Origin of the sequence: Pseudomonas parafulva, assembly GCF_000800255.1 — a bacterium.
Lineage (GTDB): Bacteria > Pseudomonadota > Gammaproteobacteria > Pseudomonadales > Pseudomonadaceae > Aquipseudomonas > Aquipseudomonas boreofloridensis.
Genome location: NZ_CP009747.1, coordinates 2,297,582 through 2,322,357, shown reverse-complemented (window position 1 = coordinate 2,322,357; position 24,776 = coordinate 2,297,582). Strand labels below are relative to the sequence as shown.

The window sequence follows — 24,776 nt, the reverse complement described above, 5'->3', positions numbered from 1 at the left end:
CAGGAGCCTCACATGGCTAGCGCCGTCGCCTCACCCGATCACATCGACCGCTTCATTTCCGAACACATGCTCGACTGGCTGCATGCCGCGTCTGTCGAGCAGATTGCCGCGTTGCGCACCCGCTTCGACGACCACCGTGTGATCGAGCATCGATTGCAGGCCCTGTTCAAGAGTCTGGCAGCCCCCGAACCCTTCGCGCGCGAACGGCTGAGCGCGGTTCTGGAGCACACGTTCAAGGTCAAGGTCGACCTGCGTCATGCGATCTGGCGGGAGCGCTGGGACAGCTACAGCATGATGGGCGCTGAAGCGCTACGCGACCACTACACCTACGACACGGCCATGAGCCACCTGATGCAGAACTTCCCTTCAGGGTCGAGCTTCGATGCCAAGAGCGGGCTGATTGAACCGCGCCGCGGCGCTTCGGCCGCCGCCGCGGCCGTGGTGGTGGACAGTGCTCGACTGGCGCAGGCGTGCCGTACCGCCGATGTCGGCGCGCAGTACCAAACCTACCTGCAGACCTTCTTCAATGCATCGGTTAGCCAGTTGCTGGCGCAGGATCAGCGCAAGCGTCTGGCCCTGGCGGTCGAGCTCGCAGGCCTGCAGCAGGGCATCACCGAAGCCGATGTCGTCAACCTCAAGCACACCTTGGGCGAGCAGGCAGCGCCGAATCCCAGGCAGCCGGCGGTGGTCATCAAGCACTTGTCCGTGCTGGGGCACGCGCTCTTGGGCGCGCTGATCATCGAACTGTCCGATGCCGGATCGCAGCACATGGCCCGCCCCAGCGCCGGTTTGCTGCTCTACCTGCCCCACCATCCCCTGCAGCGCTTCGCCAATCTGGAGGACCTCAACGCCCATCTGGTGACCCTGTTGAGGGATCCTCGGCAGGCTCAGGCTCTGTTTGCCTTGATTGCGCTTGAGGCGAAAAGCCAGTGGCAACTGCTCCTGCGCAAACGCCTGAGCGATCCGGTCCCAGACTTGGAGGTGACCGGGCAGGCGGCCGGTGCTGAGCTGTTCGATGAACTCGCCAGGCTGCAGGTGGCGCGGATCAAGGAGGACGCTCGCTATTTGCTGGTGCCGGTGGCTGACGTTGACAGCCACGTCAGATTGCACCGTCTGCAGACCTTGCAGGAGGTCGGGTTGAACCTGCTGCAACTGGCTGCGGTGTTCGTGCCCCAGTTGGGACAGCTCATGCTGGCTGCGACCGTGGTTCAGGTGCTCGAGGAACTGTACGAGTCGGTGCACGACTGGTCGCGGGGACATCAGCATGAAGCCCTTGAACACATGCTAGGGGTGGCGGAGGTCGTCGCCGTGAACGCCCTGGGCGCTGCAGGGGGGGTGGCAGTGGCGCGTGCTTTCAAGCGCAGCGCATTCGTCGATGAATTGGTTCCGGTGGAGCCGGCCTCGGAGACGGCTAGCTTGTGGTCGCAAGATCTTGCACCGTTTCGCGTGGCACGCAAGCCGCCGCACGCATCACTTGGTGCAGACGGTTTGTATCATCACGGCGACCAGCGCTGGTGGCTGTACGAGGGGCATTTTCATCCCGTGCGTCGTGATCCGCTGACCCGTCAATGGCGCCTCGAGCGCACGGATGGCCAGCCAGGGTTCGCACCGGCGCTGCAATGGAACGGTGAGTACGGTTGGCGTCTGGCCTGGCAGCGGCCGCAGGAGTGGCACGGCGGCTTTGGCCTGTTGGAGCGTCTGTGGCCAGTGTCCTCGGAGCTGGACGCCGCGCGCATCGACTTGATCTTGAAGATCGCCGATATCGAGCATGCCGAACTACGTCGGTTGGTAAGTGAGCAGCGGCCGTTGCCGATGCAGTTGCGCGATACGCTACAGCGTTTCGCGGCCGATACCCGCATCGACAAGTTCTTCCTGGCCACTGGGCAAAAGCCGCAACTTCATGACATTCAGTTGTTCGAGTACTGCCTGGAGCAATTGCCCGTTGAGCAGCGCGCTGCACCACTGCGCACGCAAGCCATTCTGGACCAGGCGCCTGCGCTTCGACAGAAACTTATGGCGCACTTGAGCGAAAGCGCCTCGAAAGACGGTGCGATGGCGATCATCCAGCGGGACTTTCCCGGATTGCCCGATACCTATGCTGCGGCGCTCCTCGAGCAGGCCAGCACCCAGCAGCAGCAGCGGCTGAGGGTCAAGGGTAGCCTGGACCTGGCCCTGGCCGAGCGGGCCAGGCTGGCCTTGCAGCAGGCAAGGGTATGCCGCACCTTGCAGGGCCTCTACCTCAACAATGCCTATCATCCGGACCTGCCAACGTTGGTGTTCGCGCTGTTGCGCCAAGCGCCTGCCTGGCCGCCGGAGATCAATTTCCAGGTGCGCGAGGGTTCGGCACAAGGCAGGCTTGTCGCCGAGCTTTATCCCCAACAGGAGGGCGTGATGCCCAAGGTGCTGGTCTGGCGTGACGGGCAGATGTGGGTTCATGAAAACGGCGTACCGGTGTACCCCATGCCCCCGCAGCCCAGGGGGCTCGTCGAAACGCTGTGGCATTTCCTGCCGGAGGGCGAGCGCACGCGCCTGGCGTGCTCTGGCGAGCACGGAGTTGCAGCCCTTCGCGCAGGACTGCAGCAGCGTCTACCCAGCGACCGCGCCACGCTCCACGAAATGATGGGCATCATGGCTTCAAAGCCCACCTTCCGTGCGCCGAAACCGTTGCCGGATCGGCGCTTCGGCTACCTGCTAAGTGGACGCGGGACCAGCAACCATCTTGCCGAGCGCACGTTGCAGGACCGCGTACGCAGCCTCTATCCAGGTTTCAGCGAGCGACAATTGGAGCTGTTCCTGCGAGTGCTGGACGAACAGCCCGGCTCGTCGTTCACGATTTTGCTGGATCTGGAGCGGGAGTTCTCCCGCTTGGAGCAGACCTTGGATCGCTGGGTAGAACGCACCGAAAGCGTGGCCCGCCGCCCGCAGCGGCGCAGGGTGGCGGACGAGCTCAAGCGCTGCTGGCGCTTCCAGGGGCAGGCGGGCCGGCCGCAGGCCAATGGCGATCCGGGCATGTTCATGGACCTCTCCGGTATCGCTGCCGGTGCCCTGCCAGACTTGAGCGGGCAGGACGGTTTCAGTCATGTCAGCGAAGTCAGTTTGGCGAACATGCAGCTTCGTGATGTCCCCAGCGGCTTCCTGCAGGCGTTTCGCAGCCTGTTGACGCTGAATCTGGACAACAACGCGCTCACTGCGCTCCCGCAAGCGCTCAGCTACACCCGGCATTTGCGGGAACTGACCTTGTCAAGCAATGAGTTGCAAATGAACGACGCCAGCTTTGCGCTGCTGACCGGCCTGCCGCGACTGCAGGTGCTGGATATGAGCGACAACCACTTTGGCAATTTCACCCTTGCGCTCGACCGTTTGCCGCGCCTGCGCCAATTGGGCTTGCGCGACGTCGGTCTGACCGAGGTGCCACGTTCGCTGGAGCATGCCGTATCTCTGGAGTCCGTGGATTTGCGCGACAACCAGATCAGCGACTTACCGCTCGCTCTGCGAACCCAGCGTCTGGATTGGCGGCGCAGGCTGTTCCTGGCCGGTAATCCGCTGCCGGAGGTCTACCGAGAGTTGTGGGTCGAGCCCAGCAGGACCTCCGACAGTGAAGTGAGCAGCGAAGGCGATGCCTTCCAGATCAGCCGCTGGATGGAGCATCTGGATACGACCCAGCGTGCCCTGCGCACGGCGCAGTGGAATCGCCTGCTGGCTGAAGCGGGCAGTGGCGACTTCTTCACGCTCGTCTCGGAACTGACCGAAACCAGCGACTTCCGCCTGGCCCGCGCTGATCTGGAGGCGCGGTTGTGGTCGATGTTCGACAGGCTCGAGCAAAATACCACCTTGCGCGAGCGCACCTTCGCCCTGGCCAGTGAGCCGCGTACCTGTGTCGACAGCGTCATCTCCAATTTCGGTTTGCTCGAGGTGAATATGCTCAGTGCCTCGGTGGAGGATGCCGCAGGCGCCGATACCGAAGCGCAGTTGTTGAGCCTGGCGCGTCGGTTCTTCCGCCTGGATCAAGTGGAAGCCTATGCGCTGCAGGACATGCGCCAACGCGAGGCCCGCGGGATCGATGTCGATCAGGTCGAGGTCAGCCTGGCCTACCGTGTGGGGCTGGCGCGCGAACTGGACCTGCCCGGCCAGGCGCGTACGTTGCAGTTCGAGACCATCGCCGATGTCAGCCAGCAGGACCTGAGCGCTGCCCAGGCCGCAGTCCGTGAGGCCGAAGCCAGCGACGGCCTGGCGCTGGACATCAGCCAACGGAGCTTCTGGTTCGATCATCTGCAACGGCGCCACAGGAGTGCATTCGACCTGATCCGCGAACCGTTCGCCGAGCAGATGGAGGCGCTCTACGCCGAGCGCCAGAGCATGACCGACGCGCAGTACGATGCCCAGGCCAAAGCCATTGCCAAGGCCTGTGACAACGCGGTCCAGGCCAAGGCCTTGGCCTTGACGCAGCAGGCACTGGCCAGGGAGGCGGGCGAGCGGGGCGATTGAGCGCAGGGAGGCTGGTGTTTTTCTTCGTTGCCTCTAAGATGGCTCGCACAGGGCGATCTGGGCAGGCGATGAGCGAGAAAGACAGCATTTCCATGCAACTGGTGCGCGAGGCGCTGGTCCAGTCCTGCCCACAGGACGCTCCCGTGGCCGCGTTGCTGACCCGGGCCGGAATCGATCCGCAACTGCTGCAAGTGGCCAGCGCGCGGGTATCTGCCCGGGCCTATGCGCGGCTCTGGCGTCTACTGGCGCGCCGCTGCAATGACGAGTTCTTCGCCATGGACAGAAGGGGTCTACGCAGCGGCAGTCTGGCCTTCATGTGTCGGGCGAGCAGGGTGCAGCCGAGTGTCGGTGAAGGGCTGGAGACACTGCTCGAATTTCTGACGTTGATGCTCGACGACCTGCAGCCCACCCTGGTGCGCCAGCACAGCCTGGCTGAAATTGTCTTGGGCGAGCCACACGAGGAGCCGCGCCGGGCGTTCACCTATTTCACCTTCTGGATGATCGTCCACGGCGTGGCGTGCTGGCTGGCCGGGCGGCGCATCCCCATCCTGGCTATTGAGCTGCGCTGCGCTGAGCCGCCTTTCTGCGACGACTATCGCGTGATGTTCTCGGAGAACCTGCAGTTCGACCGGCCCTGTACGCGCATGATCATCGCCGCGGACTGTCTGGCCCTGCCGATCCGCCGCACACCCCAGGAGTTGCAGCGTTTCCTGGCCCAGGCGCCGGCCAACATCCTGGTCAAGTACCGCGATCCCGACAGCCTGGCGCGGCGTATACGCAGCGATCTGCTGCGCCTGCCCCCTGACGCCTGGCCAGACGCCGACGGCCTGGCGTCCCAACTGTGCCTGTCGGTCTCGACGTTACGCCGCCGTCTCGCCGAGGAGGGACAGACCTACCAAGGGCTCAAGGACAGCGCACGACGGGAGTTGGCGATTGCCTGGCTGAGCGAGTCGCAGGTGGCGATGGCCGAGATTGCCGAGCGCCTTGGGTTTGCCGATGCCAGTTCTTTTTACAAAGCCTTTCGCAAGTGGTTCGGCTGCAACCCCGGGCACTATCGCACGCTGGTGCAGACCCGCCAGGCAAGCGATTCCGTCTGATTTGCGCAAGAGACGGGGGCGAAGGTGGCGAGCTTCCCACACCTGGATTGCCCGCCATGCAGCACGATTCGGTCCACGACAACATTTCCCATGCCACTGACCCCTTCATCCAGCAGATCTTGCCTGAGTGGCTGGCCAAGGCCAGCGCGCAGCAACTGATGGACCTGCGCGATGCCTTCGCCGAGCATGGCAAGCATCGGCGTGCATTGACCCATCAGCTCTCTGCGCTCGAACCGCTGGATCGCTTCGCCAGGCAGCGATTGGCAGATGCGCTGCACCATCGATTGCTGTTGACCGTCGACCTGGACAAGGTGTGGTGGCGCGAACAACGCCGCCGATTCACCGCCAAGCCGGACCAGCTCCCGTCGGATGAGCCCTATTTCGTCTCGGAGCCGGCCTTGCCCAGGCTCATGCAGAATTTTTCCAGTGACGAGTCTTTCTATGAGGGCACTGCGCTGATCTACCCGGCCAGCGCGCAGGCCGCATTGGCCGAAGTCGTGCTGACCCAGGACAGCGCTGGCGTGGTGAGTGTGTGCCGCGAGACCGATGTGGGGGCCGCTTACCAGGATCATCTGTCGACGGTCTTCAATGCGCAGTTCATGCAAGACCTGGCGAACGACCTGCGCGCTTCTTTCGTGTTGGCCACACGGATTGCCGATGCTCGCCGGCAATTGCCGCAGGATGAGAAGCAACTCTTGCTCGACCTTGCAGCGGGCAGGCGTACTCGGCATCGCTATGTCAGGTTCGTTCAATGCGCCGAGTTGCAAGTGCTCGGCGCCTCGCTGACGGGTGTGCTGGCGGTGGAGATGCGCGGGTTCATGGGCGGGCTATATGCCCCGCCCATGCTGCCCCCGATCATCGGCGTTCTGCTGCTGATGCCCGACGATGCCTTGCAACCGGTGCGGCAGTTCATCGGCTGGCGTGCAGTCAACGACTTTCTGCTCAGCCTGGCCAGGCAGCCTGAGACCTTGCAGGGGCTGTGCACGCGTGTTTCGGTATCGGCACGGGTCGACTGGCTGGCCAGGCTGGAAAAGCGCCTGCTCGATCCGGAGCCCGACCTGGAGCCGACCGTGGCTGATCGCCAAGGGGCCTTGTTCGAATCCTTGGCGCGAGTGCGGGTGTCGCGCATCCGCGACGATGCGCGAGCGCTGGCCGTCCCCACTGCCCAGGCCGATAGCGCCCACCGCGCTGGGCTGCAGCAGGCCCTGGTCTCGGCAGGCTGGAGCGTGATGGGACTGGCCGGACTGTTCGTGCCGGTCATAGGCACCTTGCTGTTGGCCAATCTGCTTCGCCAGACCTTGAGCCAGTTGTGCGAGGGCGTCGTGCACTGGACCCTTGGTCATCGCTACGAGGCGGTGGAGCACCTGCTGGGCGTGGCCGAGACCGTGGCGGTCAACGCCGCCCTGGCGGCAGGTGCGACGCTGGTGGCGCGACAGTTCGTGCGCAGTGAGTTTGTCGAGAGCTTGGAGCCTGTCACCAACTCGCGCGGTGAGCGTCGCCTGTGGCGCAATGACTTGACACCCTATCAGGCGCCGCCACCGCCGGCGGTATCGATCGAACTGGAAAACGGTTTGCACGCAGACGGCACACACCTGTGGTGGCGCACACGGGATGTGAGCTACAGGGTCTGGGCCGCAGGCAACAATGGGCCTTGGCGCCTGCTCGATGGCTCCGATGCGCAAGGCTTCGGCCCGGCGCTGGAGTATAACGGCGAGCGTGCCTGGCGCTTGCAGTTCGAGCGTGCGCAGCAATGGTCGCAGACGACCTTGTTGGAGCGCCTGTGGCCAGCGGCGGAGGGCTTGAGCGACGAGCAACAGGACCAAGTGCTAGGCGTGGCAGGGATCGACGAGGTGCACTTGCGTGGCTTGATGGTCGAAGCTCGCCCAGTGCCGGTGCAACTGCGGGACACGCTTGAGCGGTTCGCTGTGCAGAACCGGATCGATGCCTTCTTTGCGCAGTTAGGCCAAGGAGATGCCGATCCTGCGCTATGGCAGTTCTGCGTAGAACAGTTGGGCATTCAGGATTTATCTCAGACTGCTCAGGCCGACAGCCTGGCCGAGGCGACGTACAGCCTGCGTCCGCGCCTACTGGAGCATTTCTCGCGGCGCTACTTGCGCACCGATTCCGCCCTGCAACTCCTGCAGCGTGATTTTCCAGGTCTGCCGGATGCGTATGCCTTGGCGGTACTCGATCGCGTGACGATCAAAGACCGCGTCACCCTACGCAGCAAGCAACGTCTTCCCCTGAGCGTGGCACAGCACGCTCGCGAGATGCTCCAACTGGCAAGGCTGACGCGCATGCGCGAAGGTTTGTACCTGCGCGACAGTCATGGCCAGGGTGCGGTGGATGTGGTGTTCGCGTTGTTGAACCGGTATGCCGACTGGCCCGCTTCGGTCACCTTGGAGCTGCGTCAGGGCACCTTCGCAGGGCGCTTGCTCGGACGTCTGGCGGCCTTCGAATCGAGTGCCACGACACTGGTAATGGTCGCCGATCAGGGACGGATGCGCCTGTACGACAGTCAGGGGGGCGTATCGAGCCTGGTGGTTGCGCAGCCGTTTGGACTGTTCGAAGCACTGTATGCCTGCCTGCCGCAGGCGGATCGCACGCGCCTGGCGCTGCCTGTGACGGCGGGTGCTCAAGCGCTACGCCAGCGGCTGCGCAGTTGGCTGCCCACCTCACGCTCAGCGCTACTGGCGCTGATGAACATGCGTGATGCCGGTGAGCCAGTCAGCCCCTTGCGGCGCCTGCCCGATGGCCGCGTGGGGTATCTGCTCAGCGGTCGCCAAGCCGGCACCGGGGTTTCTCGCGATCTCCTGCGCCGGCGTATCGGCGCTTTGTACAGCGAATTCGACGAGCGTCAGGTCGAGTCGCATCTGAATGCGATGATGGCGCATCCGGAAACGGCCTACGGCGCCATGCTGGCCCAGGAAGAGCAGTACAGCCAGCTCAAACAGCGACTGGCGCTGTGGGTGGACCGTGCCAGAACCTTACTCAACGCCCAGGCGCGCCGACAGGTCGCCAGCCAGTTGCGCAGGGCCTGGCGATTGAACGGTGATGTGATTTTCGATGTGAACGGCAGGTCCTATGGCGTGCGCTTGAACCTGAGCGGTCTGCCGCTGCGCAGCCTGCCGGACCTGGGGGCAGACATCGATTTCAGCCACGTGGGAGAGTTGGTCCTGACGGACCTGGGGCTGGAGAGCCTACCGCCCGACTTCTTGAACTGCTTCTGCGAACTGCGTTGGTTGAATGTCAGCAACAATGCCCTGCGCCAGATTCCCGAAGCCTTGGCGCGCCTGCCCAAGCTGCGAAATCTGCGCATGGGGGCCAATCAGATCATCCTCAACAATGCCGGTGTGAGCACCCTGCGTACGCTGACCAACCTACGTGCGCTGGATCTGAGTTTCAATCCCTTGGGTGCTGTCAGCCTGCAGTTGCGACCGTTGGTGCGTTTGCGTCAACTGAACCTGCGCAGTACCAATCTACCCGCCGTGCCAGTCGATCTGGACTGGTGCGGGCTATTGGAAAACGCCGACCTGCGCGATAACCACATTCATTCGTTGCCCCAGTCAATTCTCGAGTCCTCCCAATCCTTCATCCAGGCTTTGCGTCTGGAGGGCAACCCCCTGCCTGCTGCGATCAGGCGCCGTGTCGGTATCGTAGAACCGCTACCCGCGCAGGCTGGGGAGCAAGCGCTACTGGTGGACGGTGCCCGCGACCTGTGGCTGGAGTCGCTCGAGGAGCCGCAACGCACCGTCCGCTGGGAGCAGTGGCAAGCCCTGCGGCAAGAGCCGCAGAGCGAAGAGTTTTTCAGGTTGCTTGCCGAAATGACCGTGACCAGTGATTTTCGCAGGATCCCAGCGGACCTGAGGCAACGGGTCTGGACGCTGGTCGAAGCGGCGAGCGAGAACACCACCTTGCGCAACGAGCTGTTTTCCCTGGTGGCCGATGAGCGCACGTGCGTGGACAGCATCGCGTCCTGTTTCAGTGCTCTGGAAGTGCGCTTGTTCATCGCTCAGGAGGTGGGCAGCGTACGTGACCCGGTCTTGGCACGCGCGGCTTTGCTGCGTCTGGCGCGTCGGCTGTTTCGTCTGGAGCAGGTACAGAAAGCAGCGCTGGCCGATATCGCCCAACGCCGGACACGTGGCCAGACGGTCGACGAGGTGGAGGTGATGCTGGCGTATCGCGTGGGGCTCGCGGCGCAACTCGAGTTGCCGGGTCAACCACGCACCATGCAGTTCTCGGCCTTGGCCGAGGTCAGCGCAGACCAGTTGCGTCAAGTGGCCGCCGCAGTGCACGCAGCCGAGGCTGGCGAGGAACTGGCTCAGTCCATCAGTAAGCAAGACTTCTGGATCGACAATCTGGAGTCCGAGCATGCCGCCGAGTTCAATGCGGTGCGGGCGCCATTCTGGGAACGCCTGGAGAAGCTGCACGTCACCCATTCGACGCGTGATGCAGTCTATTTGAGTCAGGTCGAGACGGTGGCGCACGAGCAGCGCGAAGCCATCGCCGCGTTGCGCTTGCGTCTGACCCGGGAAGCCTTGGGCGAGGTGGATGCCGGAGCAGGGTAAGCCCCATTCGAGCACCAATGTGTGACAGGTTTCCCGCTGCGGGTGACGCTCGTCTCCCGGCACTCTGGGCGTTTATCGCTCGAGGAACGTGCCATGTCACAATCACGCGCTGCAAGTCTAGACGACGCTGCCCGCCTGCAGGCGTCCACCGATGCGTTCATCGGTGATGTCCTGCCTGCCTGGTTGCGTCGGGCGTCTGCGGCCCAGATCAACCGGCTGCGAGACCGTTTCGCGCAGCATCAGGCCAGCCAACGGCGCGTGCGCGCCGCCACGCTGGACCTGATTCCCCTGCAAGCCTTCGCGCAGCAGCGGCTGAGTGCGCTGCTGCGCGATGGGGCGTCGTCGCAGGTGAAGCTCGAAGACCTGCAATGGCTGGAGGTCCGCCGCGAGTTTGGTCTACTGCCCGGCGTGCATTGGCCGTTCTACCGGCCTGTGACAGTTCGTGAGCCGGGGTTGCTGCGCCTGATGCAGAATTTCAGTGAGGGCGATGAGCTGTTGGCCGGTAGCGGGTTGGTGGCGGCCGGCAGCGACACGCTGTTGTCCGATACACCCAGTGCGCTGGCCGAGGCCTGTCGAGCGCTGGACGTCGGTTCACAGTACCAGCGTCAATTGCAGCAGGTTTTCGATGCTGCTACCTGTGCCAGCCTGGCTGACGACAAGCGTGCCGGATTGAGCCTGGCGGCAGAGATTGCAGCGCTCAAAGGTCAATTGAGCGCGTACGAACAGATCGCGCTGGACGAGGTCGCGCGTGGACACCGCGACGCCAACGAGCAGGGGCTGCGGGGCTATCCTGGATTGTTGAGCCTGCTCGGCTACACCACCAACGGCGCCATGGCCATTCTGCTGCGCGACAGCAAAGGTCAAGCGCAAGGGCTGGTGCTGTATCTGCCCAGTGATCCGGATCGGGCCATCGAGCGCTTTGCCGATTGGCACACACTGGCCTTGACCTTGGTGGAGCGCCTGCGCGATCCGGCCTACCGCGAACGTTTCAGCCGCCTGATCGCCCTGCGCGAACGGCCGGCGTTTCTTCGGTTGTTGGCGACTCGCCTGAGTGACCCGCGTCCGGACCTGGCGCTGGAAGGCGTAACGCCCGAGGGGGATGTGTTCGTGCAGTGGGTGCAACGACAAGTGCAGTGCATCCACGATGATGCACGCCTGCTGCTGGTACCGACCGCCGATGCAGACCGTGCTGCCCGAATCCAGCGCTTGCAAGCCTGGACATCGGCCGGGCTGGGGTTGGTCAATCTGGCCGGTCTGTTCATTCCCGGTGTCGGCGAGTTGTTGCTGGGACTGCTCGCGGTTCAGACCCTGTCGCAGGTTTACGAGGGGGCTCGGGATTGGCTGCAGGATCACCAGCATGAAGCCTTGGAACATATGCTGGGTGTTGCCGAAACACTGGCGGTCGCGGCCGTGGTCACCACCGGGGCGACCGTGGTCGCACGCGGCTTCCAGCGCAGCGACTTCGTCGACCGTCTGGAGCCGGTCAGCTTGGGCAGCGACCGGCACCGTCTATGGCATACCGACCTGTCTCCTTATCGATCCCGCGCCGATGGCGCCGAATTGCTCGCTGACGGCTCCTATGGACGGGAGGGACGGCGCTGGATCTACGACGATACCAACTGCTTCGAGATCCACCGTCCCGACCCGCAGGGTCCATGGCGTTTGCGTCATCCGCAGCGGCCTGACGCGTTCGGACCGGTGGTCGATTTCAATGGCGAGCGTTGCTGGCGACTGCGTCGAGCACGCCCGGTGGAGTGGGACGACGAGCCTCGCATGCTCGCGACGCTGTGGCCAGCGGCCATGGCCCGCAGTGCCGAGGACGCCAGAGCGATCATCCAGGCCGCCAGGGTTGATGCCGACGAACTGCGTGGACTGTTGGTCGGTAACCGTAGGCTGCCGGTCAATCTGCGCGATACCCTGTGCCGCTTCGACGCCGATGCGCGTACGCAGCGATTTTTCGCCAGCCTGCAGGAAGGCAGCGACGCTGTGGAAGGTGATGAGGTGATTCAGCGCTGGTGTCTGGCCCAGCCGTCACTGGTGGGTCTGAACGCCGACGGATTGCGCCAGGCGCTGGTGCAGCAGCAGACTGCGCTGCGCAAGGCGCTGTTCGATCACCTCAGTGAGGTTGTGCTGCCTGCTGACGACGCGCTCCTTGCACAGGTGCGCCGTGATTTTCCGGGCTTGCCGCCAGCCTATGCTGCGCAGGCAGTGGCGCAGGCCAGCGCCACCCAACGGCTGCTGGCAAGTAGCGAGCAGCGGGTGCCGTTGGCTATTGCCCAGGGCGCCCGATCCCTGTTGCGTCTGGCCAGGCTTAGTCGTGCTGTACAAGGTTTATTCCTGGCCAATGCCACGTGCGCGGAGACGGGCGAGTTGGTCCTGGCGCTGTTGCGCCGAGTGCCTAATTGGCCTTCCTCGATCAACCTGCTGCTGCGCGATGGCAATGGTCGGCAATTGGCGATTATGAATCCGGCGGGCAGAGCCCAGGCGTATACGGAGCTCATGGTACGGGAGGGACGCGTATCGCTGCACGATGCTCAGGGACGTACGCTCGAGGTGGAGGTGGAAGAGCCCGCAGGCTTCTGCGAGGCGATCAGCGCGCTGTTGTCGCCTGCGCAACTGGAATCGTTGGTCACTGCGCCTGGTACAGCTACCGAACGCTTGCGTCAGGTGTTGATCGGTCAACTGCCCGCTTCCGATACGCAACTGATCCGCCTGTTGGGCTGGCCGACCCAGGCGCGTTGGATCAATCCAGGACAGCGGTTACCCGACGGTCGAGTCGGCTACCTGCTCAGCGGCCGCCGCCCTGGCGGTTCGCGCGGCGCGGTACCGGCGCTCAGCAACGCGATCCGCGCACTCTATCCCAGTTTCGACGACGCCCAGGTGACCCGCTATCTGCGCCGCCTGCTGTTATCGTCATCTTCGCCGATGAGCGCATTGTTGCAGGCACAGGAGGCCTATCAGGATCTCGATACGGCCCTCAATGGCTGGCGAGACGCTGAACTCAACGAATCGAGAAGCGTGCTGCGTGGCCGATTGGCTGATCGGCTGCGCCGTATCTGGCGCATGGAGGATAATTCCATTTCATCGACCTCCGATACGCCAGCCAGCGTGCGTCTGGATTTCAGTGGCCTGGCGCTGCGAACCTTGCCCGCGTTTCCTAGCACCGTGTCGTTCGAGCCGATAACCGAGCTGGTCTTGACGGACATCCAGATCAGCGCTGTCACGCCTCAGTTCCTGCAAGCCTTCCCGCGCCTGCAGCGCCTGACCCTCAACCGCAACCAACTGCTGGCGATACCCCCTGCGGTAGGCTATCTCGTGGAACTGCGGACGTTGCGCCTGGCGCACAACCAGGTGCGCATGAATGCCTAGGGTCTGGCGGTGCTCAGCAGCCTGGCAAACCTTGAAGTGCTGGACCTGAGTTACAACCCTGTGGGATTCGTCCAGTTGCGCTTCAACCAGCTTTCCCACCTGCGCGAGCTTTACCTACGCCATTGCAGGATGTCCACTTGGCCTTTCGGCTTGCAGTTATGCGGGGCGTTGCAGCGGGTCGATTTGCGCGATAACCAACTGGTGTCGCTGCCCGACGACATCATGATAATGCCGTTGTCCTATCGCAGAGCGTTTTTGCTCGAGCGTAACCCCATGCCTAGCCGCGAACTCGTCAGGCTTTACAGTGTGCAGGACTACGACCGGCTGCATGACATCGGTGAGGGGGATTCAGAGCCTGAGCGCCAGGAGGGGGCAGGCCATTGGCTGGCGTATCTTGAGCCCGAGCAGCGCCTCACGCTGCAGACGCAATGGGACATGCTGCAAGCGCTGCCGGGCAGTGACAGTTTCTTCGCGCTGCTGGACGAGTTGTACTCCACGGCCGACTTCGTCGCACACCACGCCTACCTCACCGGTAGGGTGACGTGGATGGTGGGCGTGCTGGCGGAGGATGCGCCGTTACGTGACACGGTCTTCGAGCGGGTATCGGACAGCCCGACTTGCGCGGACGGCCTGGCCGAGCGGTTCAGCGAGCTGTTGCTACAAGTGGAGGTGGCCAGGGCTAACCGCTACGGTGCGGTACAGGAACGAGGTGCTCGGCTGATCCACCTGGGGCGGCAGTTGTACCGCTTGGGGCAAGTGGACCGTATCGCCCGCCAGGTGATCGCCGGCCGGCGCCAGACCGGCCGCGATGTCGATGACCTCGAAGTGATCCTGTTCTATCGGATACAGCTTGCCGAGTCCCTGGATTTGCCATTGCAGCCGCGTTCGATGCGTTACGACAGCGTGGCTGACGTCAGCCCGTCGCAACTGGATGAGGCGTTGAAGACCGTGCTCGCTGCCGAGACTGAGCAAGCGCTCGTCGAGTATCTGGTGCAGCAAGAATTCTGGCGAACGTACCTGCAGGAGCGACATGACCGGGTATTCGCTTCGGTCACCCAGGACTTCGCTGCCCGGGGCGAGGCCATCGATGAAGCGAGCGAGCAACTGTCCAGCCAGGAATACACCGCGCGTTGGGATGCGCTGAAGAGCGAGCGGGAGGCCACCCTCGATGCGCTGGTCATGGAGTTGACCCTTGAAGCCCTGGCCGGTCTTGCGCCCAGGCACAGCGGGAGTTGAACGCGAGCACGGCCATAACGCTCAACCACATTGACAGCTTTGGCCATTGTCGGCCCTGGCTGGCAGCGCCAACATCGTCGGACCCCATGTCTCTTGCTCCCATAACAACAACAGGAGTCCGACGATGCGTGACCATGCCGAAGCCGTGCGCGCCTTCGACTATGCCCGAACGGCCGAGGAGGCCTTGCACGGCACCCTCCAGCGTCTCAATGCCTGTCTCGAATGCTGTGATCGACACGTCGGTGCCGACCGGATCGCGCTGATTTGCGAGGACCGCGACGGCACTACCCGTCGCTACAGTTTCGAACAGTTGCAGGCGCAGTCGCAGCGTTTTGCCACGGTGCTCAAGGATCGCGGGGTCGGCGCCGGCGACCGGGTCGCCGGGCTGATGCCGCGCACGGTCGAGTTGCTGGTGACCATCCTGGCCACCTGGCGCCTGGGGGCGGTCTATCAACCGCTGTTCACGGCCTTCGGGCCCAAGGCCATCGAGCACCGCCTGGAGCAGTCTCATGCCCGTGTGGTGGTGACCGATCGGCACAACCGCCCCAAGCTCGACGGACTGTCGTGCGAGCCGGCAATCATCACCGTGGGCGCTGCGGCGGGCGAGCCCGACTTCGCCCAATTGCGCGACGCCGCCGAGCCCCTGCGCGAGGCGGTGATGCGCAGCGGCAATGACCCCTTCCTGCTGATGTTCACCTCCGGTACTACCGGCCCTGCCAAGCCGCTGGAAGTGCCGCTGCGCGCCATCGTGGCGTTTCAGGGCTACATGCGCGAGGCCATCGACCTGCGCCCGGAGGACAACTTCTGGAACCTGGCCGATCCTGGCTGGGCCTATGGACTCTACTACGCGGTCACCGGCCCGCTGGCCCTGGGGCATGCCACCACGTTCTACGATGGTCCATTCAGCGTCGAGAGCTGCGCGCGGGTGATCGACAAGCTGGGCATCAGCAACCTGGCTGGGTCGCCCACGGCTTATCGCCTGCTGATCGCCGCTGGCAGCGCCTTTTCGGCGCCGATCAAAGGGCGTTTGCGCGTGGTCAGCAGTGCTGGCGAGCCACTCAATCCCGAGGTGATCCGCTGGTTCGCCGACGAACTGGGCGTGACCATCCATGACCACTACGGGCAGACCGAACTGGGCATGGTGTTGTGCAACCACCACGGTCTGGCCCACCCGGTCCACATGGGTTCGGCCGGCTACGCCGTGCCGGGGCATCGCATCGTGGTGCTGGACGAGGCCTGCAACGAGTTGGCGGCGGGCCAACCCGGCGTGCTGGCGGTGGACCGCGAGCAATCGCCGCTGTGCTGGTTCGACGGCTATCACGGGGTGCCGACCAAAGCCTTCGTCGGCAAGTACTACTTGTCCGGCGACACCGTCGAGCTCAACCCCGACGGCAGCATCAGCTTCGTCGGACGCAATGACGATGTGATCACCACCTCCGGCTATCGCGTCGGTCCGTTCGATGTGGAAAGCGCGCTGATCGAGCATCCGGCGGTGGTCGAGGCCGCCGTGATCGGTAAGCCCGATCCTGAGCGCACCGAGCTGATCAAGGCATTCGTGGTGTTGAGCGCGGGCCATGGCCCGGGCCCGGAACTCGAGGAAACCCTGCGTCAGCATGTGCGTCAGCGGCTTTACGCCCACGCCTACCCACGCGAAATCGAATTCGTCGCAGAGCTGCCCAAGACCCCCAGCGGCAAGCTGCAACGCTTCATCCTGCGCAACCAGGAAATCGCCAAGCAACAGGCTGCGCAGACCCCCGCTGCCAGCGCCTGAAGGAAGCTATCCATGAACCTAAAGAACTCCCATTTCATCGTCACCGGCGCCGCTTCGGGCCTGGGTGCGGCCACCGCGCAATCGCTGGTGGAGGCGGGCGCCCGCGTGATGCTGGTCGATCTCAATGCCCAGGCGGTCGAGGCCAAGGCGCGCGAACTGGGTGACAATGCCCGTTTCGCGGTGGCCGACATCAGTGACGAGCAGGCGGCACAGGCCGCCGTAGCGGCAGCAGTGAACGCGTTCGGCAGCCTGCAAGGGCTGGTCAACTGCGCCGGTATCGTCGGCGCCGAGAAAGTCCTGGGCAAGGAGGGGCCGCATGCCCTGGCCAGCTTCGCCAAGGTGGTCAGCGTCAACCTCATCGGCAGCTTCAACATGCTGCGCCTGGCCGCTGCGGCCATCAGTGAAAGCCCTGCCGATGACGGCGGCGAGCGTGGCGTCATCATCAACACGGCGTCCGTGGCCGCCTACGATGGACAGATCGGCCAGGCCGCCTATGCCGCCTCGAAGGGAGCGGTGGCCAGCCTGACCTTGCCCGCCGCGCGCGAGCTGGCGCGCTTCGGCATCCGCGTGATGACCATTGCCCCGGGCATCTTCGAAACACCGATGATGGCCGGCATGACCCAGCCGGTCCGCGACTCGCTCGCCGCTGGCGTGCCATTCCCGCCACGCCTGGGCCGGCCAGAGGAGTACGCTGCGCTGGTCCGACACATCATTGAGAACAGCATGCTCAACGGCGAGGTGATTCGCCTCGACGGCGCGCTGCGCATGGCTGCCAGATAAGGAGAAAGCTTCATGGCCCTCGCCAACGATCCCATCGTCATCGTCAGTGCCGTGCGCACGCCCATGGGCGGGCTGCAGGGCGATCTGAAGAGCCTCACGGCGCCGCAGTTGGGCAGTGCCGCGATCCGCGCCGCCGTGGAGCGCGCCGGCCTGCAACCCGACAGTGTCGAGCAGGTGCTGTTCGGCTGCGTACTGCCGGCCGGGCTCGGCCAGGCCCCGGCGCGACAGGCTGCCCTGGGCGCCGGTCTGGACAAGCGCACCACCTGCACCACCTTGAACAAGATGTGTGGCTCTGGCATGCAGGCGGCCATTTTGGCCCACGACCTGGTGTCGGCCGGCAGTGCCGAGGTGGTGGTGGCCGGTGGCATGGAAAGCATGAGCAACGCGCCGTATTTGCTGGACAAGGCGCGGGCCGGTTACCGCATGGGGCATGGCCGGATCCTCGACCACATGTTCCTCGACGGTCTGGAGGACGCCTACGACAAGGGCCGTTTGATGGGCACCTTCGCCGAGGACTGCGCCCAGGCCAACGGCTTCGATCGCCAGGCGCAGGATGCCTTCGCCATCGACTCGCTGACCCGTGCACAAGCGGCGATCGATCACGGCCGTTTCGCTGATGAGATCGTTGCGGTGGAGGTGACCGACGGCAAACAGAAACGTCTGGTGGAGCACGACGAGCAGCCGCCCAAGGCGCGTCTGGACAAGATCGCTCAGCTCAAGCCAGCCTTTCGCGACGGCGGTACGGTCACGGCGGCGAACGCCAGTTCCATTTCCGACGGCGCAGCGGCGCTGGTGATGATGCGTCGCAGCGAGGCCGAGAAACGGGGCCTGCGACCGCTGGCAGTGATCCACGGGCATGCGGCGTTTGCCGACAGTCCGGCGCTGTTTCCCACCGCGCCGATCGGGGCCATCGAGCGGCTGGTCGAACGCACCGGCTGGCGCCTGGCCGAGGTGGACCTGTTCGAGATCAACGAAGCCTTTGCCGTGGTGACGCTCGCGGCCATGAAGCATCTGGACCTGCCCCGCGACAAGGTCAATATCCATGGCGGCGCCTGTGCCCTGGGTCACCCCATCGGCGCGTCGGGCGCGCGCATTCTGGTGACCCTGCTCTGGGCGTTGCGCCAGAACAACCTGCGCCGCGGCATCGCGGCCATCTGCATCGGCGGCGGCGAAGCCACGGCGATGGCGGTCGAATGCCTGTACTGAGGTGAACCATGCTGGTAACTGACGAGCAACAACAGATCGTCGACGCGGTGAAGGACTTCGCTCAGGAGCGGCTCAAGCCGTTCGCTGAACAATGGGACAAGGCGCATCGCTTCCCGCGCGAGGCCATCGAGGAAATGGCCGGGCTGGGCCTGTTCGGCATGCTGGTGCCGGAGCAGTGGGGGGGGAGCGACACCGGTTATGTCGCCTACGCCCTGGCGCTGGAGGAGATCGCCGCCGGCGACGGCGCCTGTTCGACCATCATGAGCGTGCACAACTCGGTGGGATGCGTACCGATCCTGCGCTTCGGCACCGATGAGCAGAGAGCGCAATTCCTTGTCCCGCTGGCCAGCGGCAGCATGCTTGGCGCTTTCGCCCTGACCGAGCCGCAGGCGGGCTCCGACGCCAGCAGCCTGAAAACCCGTGCCCGCCGCGACGGCGATCATTATGTATTGAGCGGCAGCAAGCAGTTCATCACCTCAGGCCAGAACGCCGGGGTGGTGATAGTGTTCGCCGTCACCGACCCCGAGGCCGGTAAGCGCGGTATCAGCGCCTTCATCGTGCCCACTGACGCGCCGGGTTATCAGGTGGCGCGGGTCGAGGACAAGCTCGGCCAGCATGCCTCGGACACCTGTCAGATCGTTTTCGATAATGTGAAGGTGCCAGTGGCCAATCGCTTGGGCGAGGAGGGTGAGGGCTATCGCATCGCGTTGGCCAACCTGGAGGGCGGACGCATCGGCATCGCCGCACAGGCCGTAGGCATGGCCCGCGCCGCGTTCGAGGTCGCCCGTGACTATGCACGCGAACGGCACAGTTTCGGTAAGCCGCTGCTCGAACACCAGGCCGTGGCTTTCCGCCTGGCCGACATGGCCACGCGCATCGCCGTGGCCCGGCAGATGGTGCTGCATGCCGCCGCCATGCGCGATGCCGGGCGCCCCGCATTGGTCGAGGCGTCGATGGCCAAGCTGTTCGCTTCGGAAATGGCTGAGAAGGTCTGCTCCGACGCCTTGCAGACGCTCGGTGGATATGGCTATCTGAAGGACTTCCCGCTGGAGCGTATCTACCGCGACGTGCGGGTGTGCCAGATCTACGAAGGCACCAGTGACATTCAGCGCATGGTCATTGCGCGCAACCTTTGAAGGAGCAGCTTGCATGGCATTCGAAACAATCCTGCTGGACATCCACGGCAAAGTCGGGCTGATCACGCTCAATCGTCCCCAGGCGCTCAATGCCCTGAACGCGCAGATCGTCGCCGAGGTCAACCAGGCCCTGGACCAGCTCGAGCACGATCCGAACATCGGCTGTGTGGTGATCACCGGCTCGGCCAAGGCGTTCGCTGCCGGCGCCGACATCAAGGAGATGGCCGAGCTGAGCTACCCGCAGATCTACGTCGACGACCTGTTCAGCGATGCCGACCGCATTGCCAACCGACGCAAGCCGATCATCGCGGCAGTCTCTGGCTTCGCCCTGGGCGGCGGTTGCGAGTTGGCCATGATGTGCGACTTCATCCTGGCAGCGGACAATGCCAAGTTCGGTCAGCCGGAAGTCAACCTGGGTGTGCTGCCCGGCATGGGCGGTACCCAGCGTCTGACCCGCGCGGTGGGCAAGGCCAAGGCCATGGAGCTGTGCCTGACCGGTCGCCTGATGGGCGCCGAGGAGGCCGAACGGGCGGGGCTGGTGGCACGTGTGGTGCCCCAGGCCGAGCTGTTGGAAGAAGCGCTCAAGGTCGCCGCAAGCATCGCCAGCAAGTCGGTCCCGATGAGCATGATGGTCAAGGAAAGCGTCAACCGCGCCTTCGAGGTCACCTTGAGCGAGGGCGTGCGCTTCGAGCGTCGGGTGTTCCACGCGGCCTTTGCCACCGAAGATCAGAAGGAGGGCATGGCCGCGTTCATCGCCAAGCGCGGGGCGCAGTTCAAGGACCGCTGAACACATTGGGCGCGTGGCGGGCGACGGCGGTGCGCTCGCCCGCGTCGCATCGCCGACTGGTCGGGGCTCTCGAGTTGCTGCATAGTACGCCCGTGGCCAGCGCGCCTTGCCCTGTCCGGCAATGGCCGATCGACAGCCCGGCCAGCGGAATCCTTGCCGTTTCAGGCAAATTCCCAACGTTGGCTGTTGCCCCCCGGGGCTTGGCACCTTAGACTGCCGCCCCCTGCAAAAGAGTGCCGGTTGGCGCTTGAAGAATTCCGTCATCGGCGTGCCATCGCCGGTGGTACCCGAATCGCCCAAATGCACATTTTTTCATAGAGAATTCGATGACCAAGGAACAGTTGCTGGCCATGTCGGCCGATGACTACATGAATGCCGATCAGCTCGCGTACTTCACCGCGATGTTGCAAGCGATGAAAGTCGAGACCCACGAGCGTATCGAGCTGAGCCGCGCGACCATCGAAAGCCTGGATACGCCATCCGATCCCGCCGACGTGGCCTCGGTCGAGGAAGAGCGTCACTGGTTGGTCAATGCCATCGAGCGCGATCAGCGCCTGCTGCCGCAGTTGGAGATGGCCCTGGGTCGCATCGCCGACGAAAGCTTCGGTTGGTGCGATGACAGTGGCGAGCCGATTGGTCTGCAGCGCCTGTTGATCAGTCCAACCACCAAGTACTGCATCGAAGCCCAGGAACGCCACGAGCAGTTGGATCGCCACCAGCGGCAGATCTGATCGAGGCGTTCGGCAACAAGGCCCTGCAGCTTACGCGCAGGGCCTTTTGCATTTTCAGCCGTTTGCCGTCGCGCGCGGTGCAGGCTTCACGCTGCACAGTCGTCCAACAGACGTGCCAATGCACAGGCTTCCAGGTGGCTGCGGCGGAAACCTTTGACCCTGCCGGTAGTACGGTCTGTGACGTGAAAGAACTGTATTCCGGCCGGGACAACGACGAACCGCAGGGTATTCGTTAGTTGCTGCATGTAAGAAATACTCGAGACCTCTCGACGGATTTCGGTGTTTTCGTGCATATTCCTTCCCCTGTAAATGCGCGGATACGTTGCAGGGCCCGATCTGCCGAGGGCCTGACGCTATCTATTGCATCTTTTCCAGCGGCGTTGTTGTCAGACGGTGCTGGTTCCGCTGTGGGACCGGCATGAAGCGTTTTATGGGGAGTCTGCTGGCGATTCAGGGTAAAGAATCCTGCTCTTCGTATCGCCTAGCTTCACAGACGTCGGGCACATCATGTCACTAACCTTTCAGACTTCACGTTGAAATGGCCGCCGCGTCATGCCTGCACGGCCGTGCATGACGGCGGGTAACATTAGGTTCGAGGATCACTTCATTGGCAGTCAGTACACTGGATACCCACGCCCTGTTCGCCTTGGGCGACTTGCGCGGCAAGCTGGTCAAACTCTTTCAGAACCGTTTCGTCTATGTCACCGAGCAGAATCCTGACGGCCTGTACATGGCTGAGATCGACACCGACAGCGCGTTGGTGGTGGACGACAAGCAGCACTTGGAACTTAAGGTGGGCGACCACTTCAGGGCTGCTGTGTTGCCCAGTCGCGAAGGCGGTAAGCTCGAACTGCGCTTTCGCGAAATCAAGTTCAATGTCTATGGCGTAGGCGACTATGCCTTCGTCTCGGTTGCCGAAGGCGAAGGGATCGTCTTTCGCGACGGCCACAGCGTGATGCTGGTGTTCGCCGCGCATCAGCCAATCACCGAGGGCCTGGGCAAGTTGCTCAAGGCCGTGACCGGCAAGGTCGCCAAGTGGCGCAAGGGTGAGCTGACCACGTTCAAGGCCAGCGAATGAGCGAAGCGCGATCCCGGCCCTTGGATCGTGCTGCGTTTCATCAGCGGCATCAGGCCGAGGCCGTGAGAGAGGCGCAGCGGATGCTGGCCTGTCGTGCGGCGATGCAGGGTGCGTGGTTCGACTGGGTGGCGGCTCAGCTCTATCAGATGGACTCGCCGCCTTTCGTGGCCATGGTTCGGCGTGAGTTGCAGCGTCTGGTCCAGTCTGCACACGATCAGGCGGTTACCACAGTGCGCTCGCTCCAGCCATGATGACGCGGCGGAACACCTCGATCGCTTTGTCCACGTCCGTCTCGCTGCTGTAACGCCCGAGGCTGATGCGTACGCTGCTGCGCGCCTGCTGCTCGCCCATGCCCAGCGCCAGCAGCACATGCGAAGCTGCATTGCTGGCCGAGTTGCAGGCCGAAGTCGATGAGATCGCCAGTTCCGAGGCCAGCGCCTCGACGTTGAAACCCTTGGCCTGAATACACAGGTTCAGTGTGTGCGCAATGCGCTGCTCGGCACAGCCGTTGAGACCCACGCCCGGCAGGCCCAGCAGCCCATTGCGCAAGCGCTGTGACAATGCCTGGATGCGACGTTGTTCGTCCTCGGCCAGCAGCCCCGCCAAGGCGAATGCGCTGCCCATGCCAACGATCTGGTGAGTGGCCAAGGTGCCAGAGCGCATTCCACCTTCGTGACCGCCGCCGTGCATCTGCGCGTGCAGCAGCGGGCGCGCACGCTCGCCGACGTAGAGGGCGCCAATACCTTTGGGGCCGTAGACCTTGTGCGCAGACACCGACATCAGATCAACGGCCTGGCGCTCGACGTCGAGCACGACCTTGCCCACCGCCTGCGCGGCGTCGACATGCAGCAGCGCCCCGTGCGCTCTTACGTAGTGGCCGGTGCGGGCGAAATCGGTGACAGTGCCCAGTTCGTTGTTCACCGCCATCAGTGACACGAGCCGAGTGTCGGGGCGCAGCGCCGCGCGTACGGCCTCAGGTTGAATCAGCCCACGGTCATCCGGTGCCAGGCGTGTGACGGTCCAACCTTGGCGCTCAAGGTAGGCGGCTGTGTCGAGTACCGCCTTGTGCTCCAACTGACTGGTGACGAGGTGTCCTGGCTTATCCATACCATGACAGATGCCCTTGAGTGCGAGGTTGTTGGACTCGGTTGCCCCGGAGGTCCATACGATCGACTCGGGCACCGCGCCGAGTTGCCCGGCGACTTGTCCTCGCGCCTGCTCGACCAGTTCGCGGGCGGCTTGTCCATAGGCGTGACCGCGTGAAGCAGGGTTGCCGAAGTGCGTATGACGGCTCATGCAGGCCAGCATACTTTCCAGGACCTGATCATCGATCGGGGTAGTGGCGGCATAGTCGAAATAGAGTGGGCTGACGGGCATAGTGAATCCGAGGCGGTTACTGGGATACCGGTCATATTAGGCCCTGACCTAAAAACGATCTTTCATATTTTCTATGTTTTCCGCTTTCAAATAGAAATATTTCCTAAATATATGGATTTACATAGAATAAATTTAATCGTTATCTCCGGGCTGGCCTGCTGAAAGCGCTCGTTCATCCTGCGCCACCACGTGCTGACACAACTCGATGATTTGTTCGCGCATCCAGCGGTTGGCGGGATCTTGATCTGTGCTCTCGTGCCAGTACAGGTGCGTTTCCAGCGGCGGAATCTCGACGGGCAAAGACAGGTAGCGTAATTGGTGCCGTCGGGCGAAACGTTCCGGTACGGTCATGACCATATCGGTTTGCTGCAGTACTTGGGACGCCATCAGGTAGTGCTGCGAGCGCAGTGCCACCTTGCGTTGCACCCCCATCTTGCCCAATGCCAGGTCGACGTAACCCAAGCCATTGCGGCGGCTGGAAATGTGGATGTGGGTCATGCCTAGATAGTGCTCAAGGGTCAATGTGCTACCCGACTGGGGATGGCCCTGGCGCATGGCGCAGACGTAACGGTCCTCCATCAACTTGACGTGACGCACTTGTGGGTCGGTATTCAGCGGTGCATCCACGGCGAAATCCAGACGTCCTGCTGCCAGTTCCTTGGTGGTTTCCCGGCGTTTACCCAGGAAACTTTCGATCACCACGGCGGGGGCCAGGCGGCGCAAGCGCTGAAAGAGCAGAGGCAGGATCACGGCCTCGGTGAGGTCGGTCATGCTGATGCGAAAGGTCTTGTTCGCTTGCTGCGGGTTGAAGATCCGGCTCTCCTGCACCGACGTGCGCAGCAGCGCCAGGGCATTGCGCACCGGGCCGATGATGTTCTGCGCCATGGGGGTGGGCACCATGCCTTGGGCGGTGCGCACGAACAGTGGATCGTTGAAGGTTTCACGCAAGCGTGACAGAGCGTTGGACACGGCTGGCTGGGTAATGCCGACGATCTGCCCGGCGCGCGTCAGGTTGGTCTCGGTGTAGATGGCGTCGAAGACGATGAACAGGTTGAGATCGACCTTGCTGAGGTTCATGGTGCGCCGCTCTTGATTGATGTTATGGCGGGATCATATATCGGTTATGAATGTTAATACACAGTGAAAATAGACTGG

The 24,776-nt window shown here is 63.6% G+C and carries 15 protein-coding genes; 13 read left to right on the top strand and 2 right to left on the bottom strand.

What is annotated here, in order from left to right:
- The first annotated feature begins 12 nt into the window (after positions 1 to 12).
- The 13 genes from NJ69_RS09815 (at position 13) to NJ69_RS22920 (ending at position 22,495) form a co-directional block, all read left to right on the top strand.
- Entirely contained in the window at positions 13 to 4,485 is a 4,473-nt protein-coding gene (locus NJ69_RS09815; protein WP_039578537.1) for an NEL-type E3 ubiquitin ligase domain-containing protein, read from the top strand.
- Between the two features lie 68 nt (positions 4,486 to 4,553).
- Positions 4,554 to 5,582 carry an AraC family transcriptional regulator gene (locus NJ69_RS09810; RefSeq protein ID WP_039578535.1) on the top strand — a complete coding sequence of 343 codons (1,029 nt, stop codon included), beginning with the start codon at positions 4,554 to 4,556 and terminating at the stop codon, positions 5,580 to 5,582.
- A gap of 56 nt (positions 5,583 to 5,638) precedes the next feature.
- Positions 5,639 to 10,150, top strand: a complete 4,512-nt coding sequence (locus tag NJ69_RS09805) for an NEL-type E3 ubiquitin ligase domain-containing protein (RefSeq protein WP_039578534.1) — start codon at positions 5,639 to 5,641, stop codon at positions 10,148 to 10,150.
- A gap of 93 nt (positions 10,151 to 10,243) precedes the next feature.
- Complete coding sequence (locus NJ69_RS09800; protein ID WP_052192086.1) at positions 10,244 to 13,519, top strand: leucine-rich repeat domain-containing protein; 3,276 nt, start codon at positions 10,244 to 10,246, stop codon at positions 13,517 to 13,519.
- A 9-nt stretch (positions 13,520 to 13,528) separates the two neighbouring features.
- Positions 13,529 to 14,755 (top strand): NEL-type E3 ubiquitin ligase domain-containing protein, encoded by a 1,227-nt coding sequence (locus tag NJ69_RS22195; RefSeq protein WP_052192084.1) that lies wholly within the window; start codon positions 13,529 to 13,531, stop codon positions 14,753 to 14,755.
- A 124-nt stretch (positions 14,756 to 14,879) separates the two neighbouring features.
- The gene (locus tag NJ69_RS09795) at positions 14,880 to 16,526 is read left to right on the top strand and encodes an AMP-binding protein (RefSeq protein ID WP_039578532.1); all 1,647 of its coding nucleotides are present in this window, start codon (positions 14,880 to 14,882) and stop codon (positions 16,524 to 16,526) included.
- A 12-nt stretch (positions 16,527 to 16,538) separates the two neighbouring features.
- Positions 16,539 to 17,306, top strand: coding sequence for an SDR family NAD(P)-dependent oxidoreductase (locus NJ69_RS09790; protein WP_039578530.1), 768 nt, complete (start codon positions 16,539 to 16,541; stop codon positions 17,304 to 17,306).
- Between the two features lie 12 nt (positions 17,307 to 17,318).
- Entirely contained in the window at positions 17,319 to 18,512 is a 1,194-nt protein-coding gene (locus NJ69_RS09785) for an acetyl-CoA C-acyltransferase (RefSeq protein WP_039578528.1), read from the top strand.
- Positions 18,513 to 18,520: 8 nt separating this feature from the next.
- Entirely contained in the window at positions 18,521 to 19,648 is a 1,128-nt protein-coding gene (locus NJ69_RS09780; RefSeq protein WP_039578526.1) for an acyl-CoA dehydrogenase, read from the top strand.
- Between the two features lie 13 nt (positions 19,649 to 19,661).
- Positions 19,662 to 20,435, top strand: coding sequence for an enoyl-CoA hydratase (locus tag NJ69_RS09775; RefSeq protein WP_039578524.1), 774 nt, complete (start codon positions 19,662 to 19,664; stop codon positions 20,433 to 20,435).
- Positions 20,436 to 20,761: 326 nt separating this feature from the next.
- Entirely contained in the window at positions 20,762 to 21,166 is a 405-nt protein-coding gene (locus NJ69_RS09770) for a TraR/DksA family transcriptional regulator (protein WP_029612337.1), read from the top strand.
- A gap of 607 nt (positions 21,167 to 21,773) precedes the next feature.
- Positions 21,774 to 22,244, top strand: coding sequence for a hypothetical protein (locus NJ69_RS09765; RefSeq protein ID WP_039578521.1), 471 nt, complete (start codon positions 21,774 to 21,776; stop codon positions 22,242 to 22,244).
- Positions 22,241 to 22,495 (top strand): hypothetical protein, encoded by a 255-nt coding sequence (locus NJ69_RS22920; protein WP_052192082.1) that lies wholly within the window; start codon positions 22,241 to 22,243, stop codon positions 22,493 to 22,495. The genes NJ69_RS09765 and NJ69_RS22920 overlap by 4 nt, the downstream gene beginning before the upstream one ends.
- Here NJ69_RS22920 and NJ69_RS09755 read toward each other — a convergent pair.
- Complete coding sequence (locus tag NJ69_RS09755; RefSeq protein WP_039578520.1) at positions 22,467 to 23,621, bottom strand: cysteine desulfurase family protein; 1,155 nt, start codon at positions 23,619 to 23,621, stop codon at positions 22,467 to 22,469. The genes NJ69_RS22920 and NJ69_RS09755 overlap by 29 nt on opposite strands.
- Before the next feature lie 132 nt (positions 23,622 to 23,753).
- The gene (locus NJ69_RS09750) at positions 23,754 to 24,698 is read right to left on the bottom strand and encodes a LysR family transcriptional regulator (protein ID WP_039578518.1); all 945 of its coding nucleotides are present in this window, start codon (positions 24,696 to 24,698) and stop codon (positions 23,754 to 23,756) included.
- Positions 24,699 to 24,776: the final 78 nt, after the last annotated feature.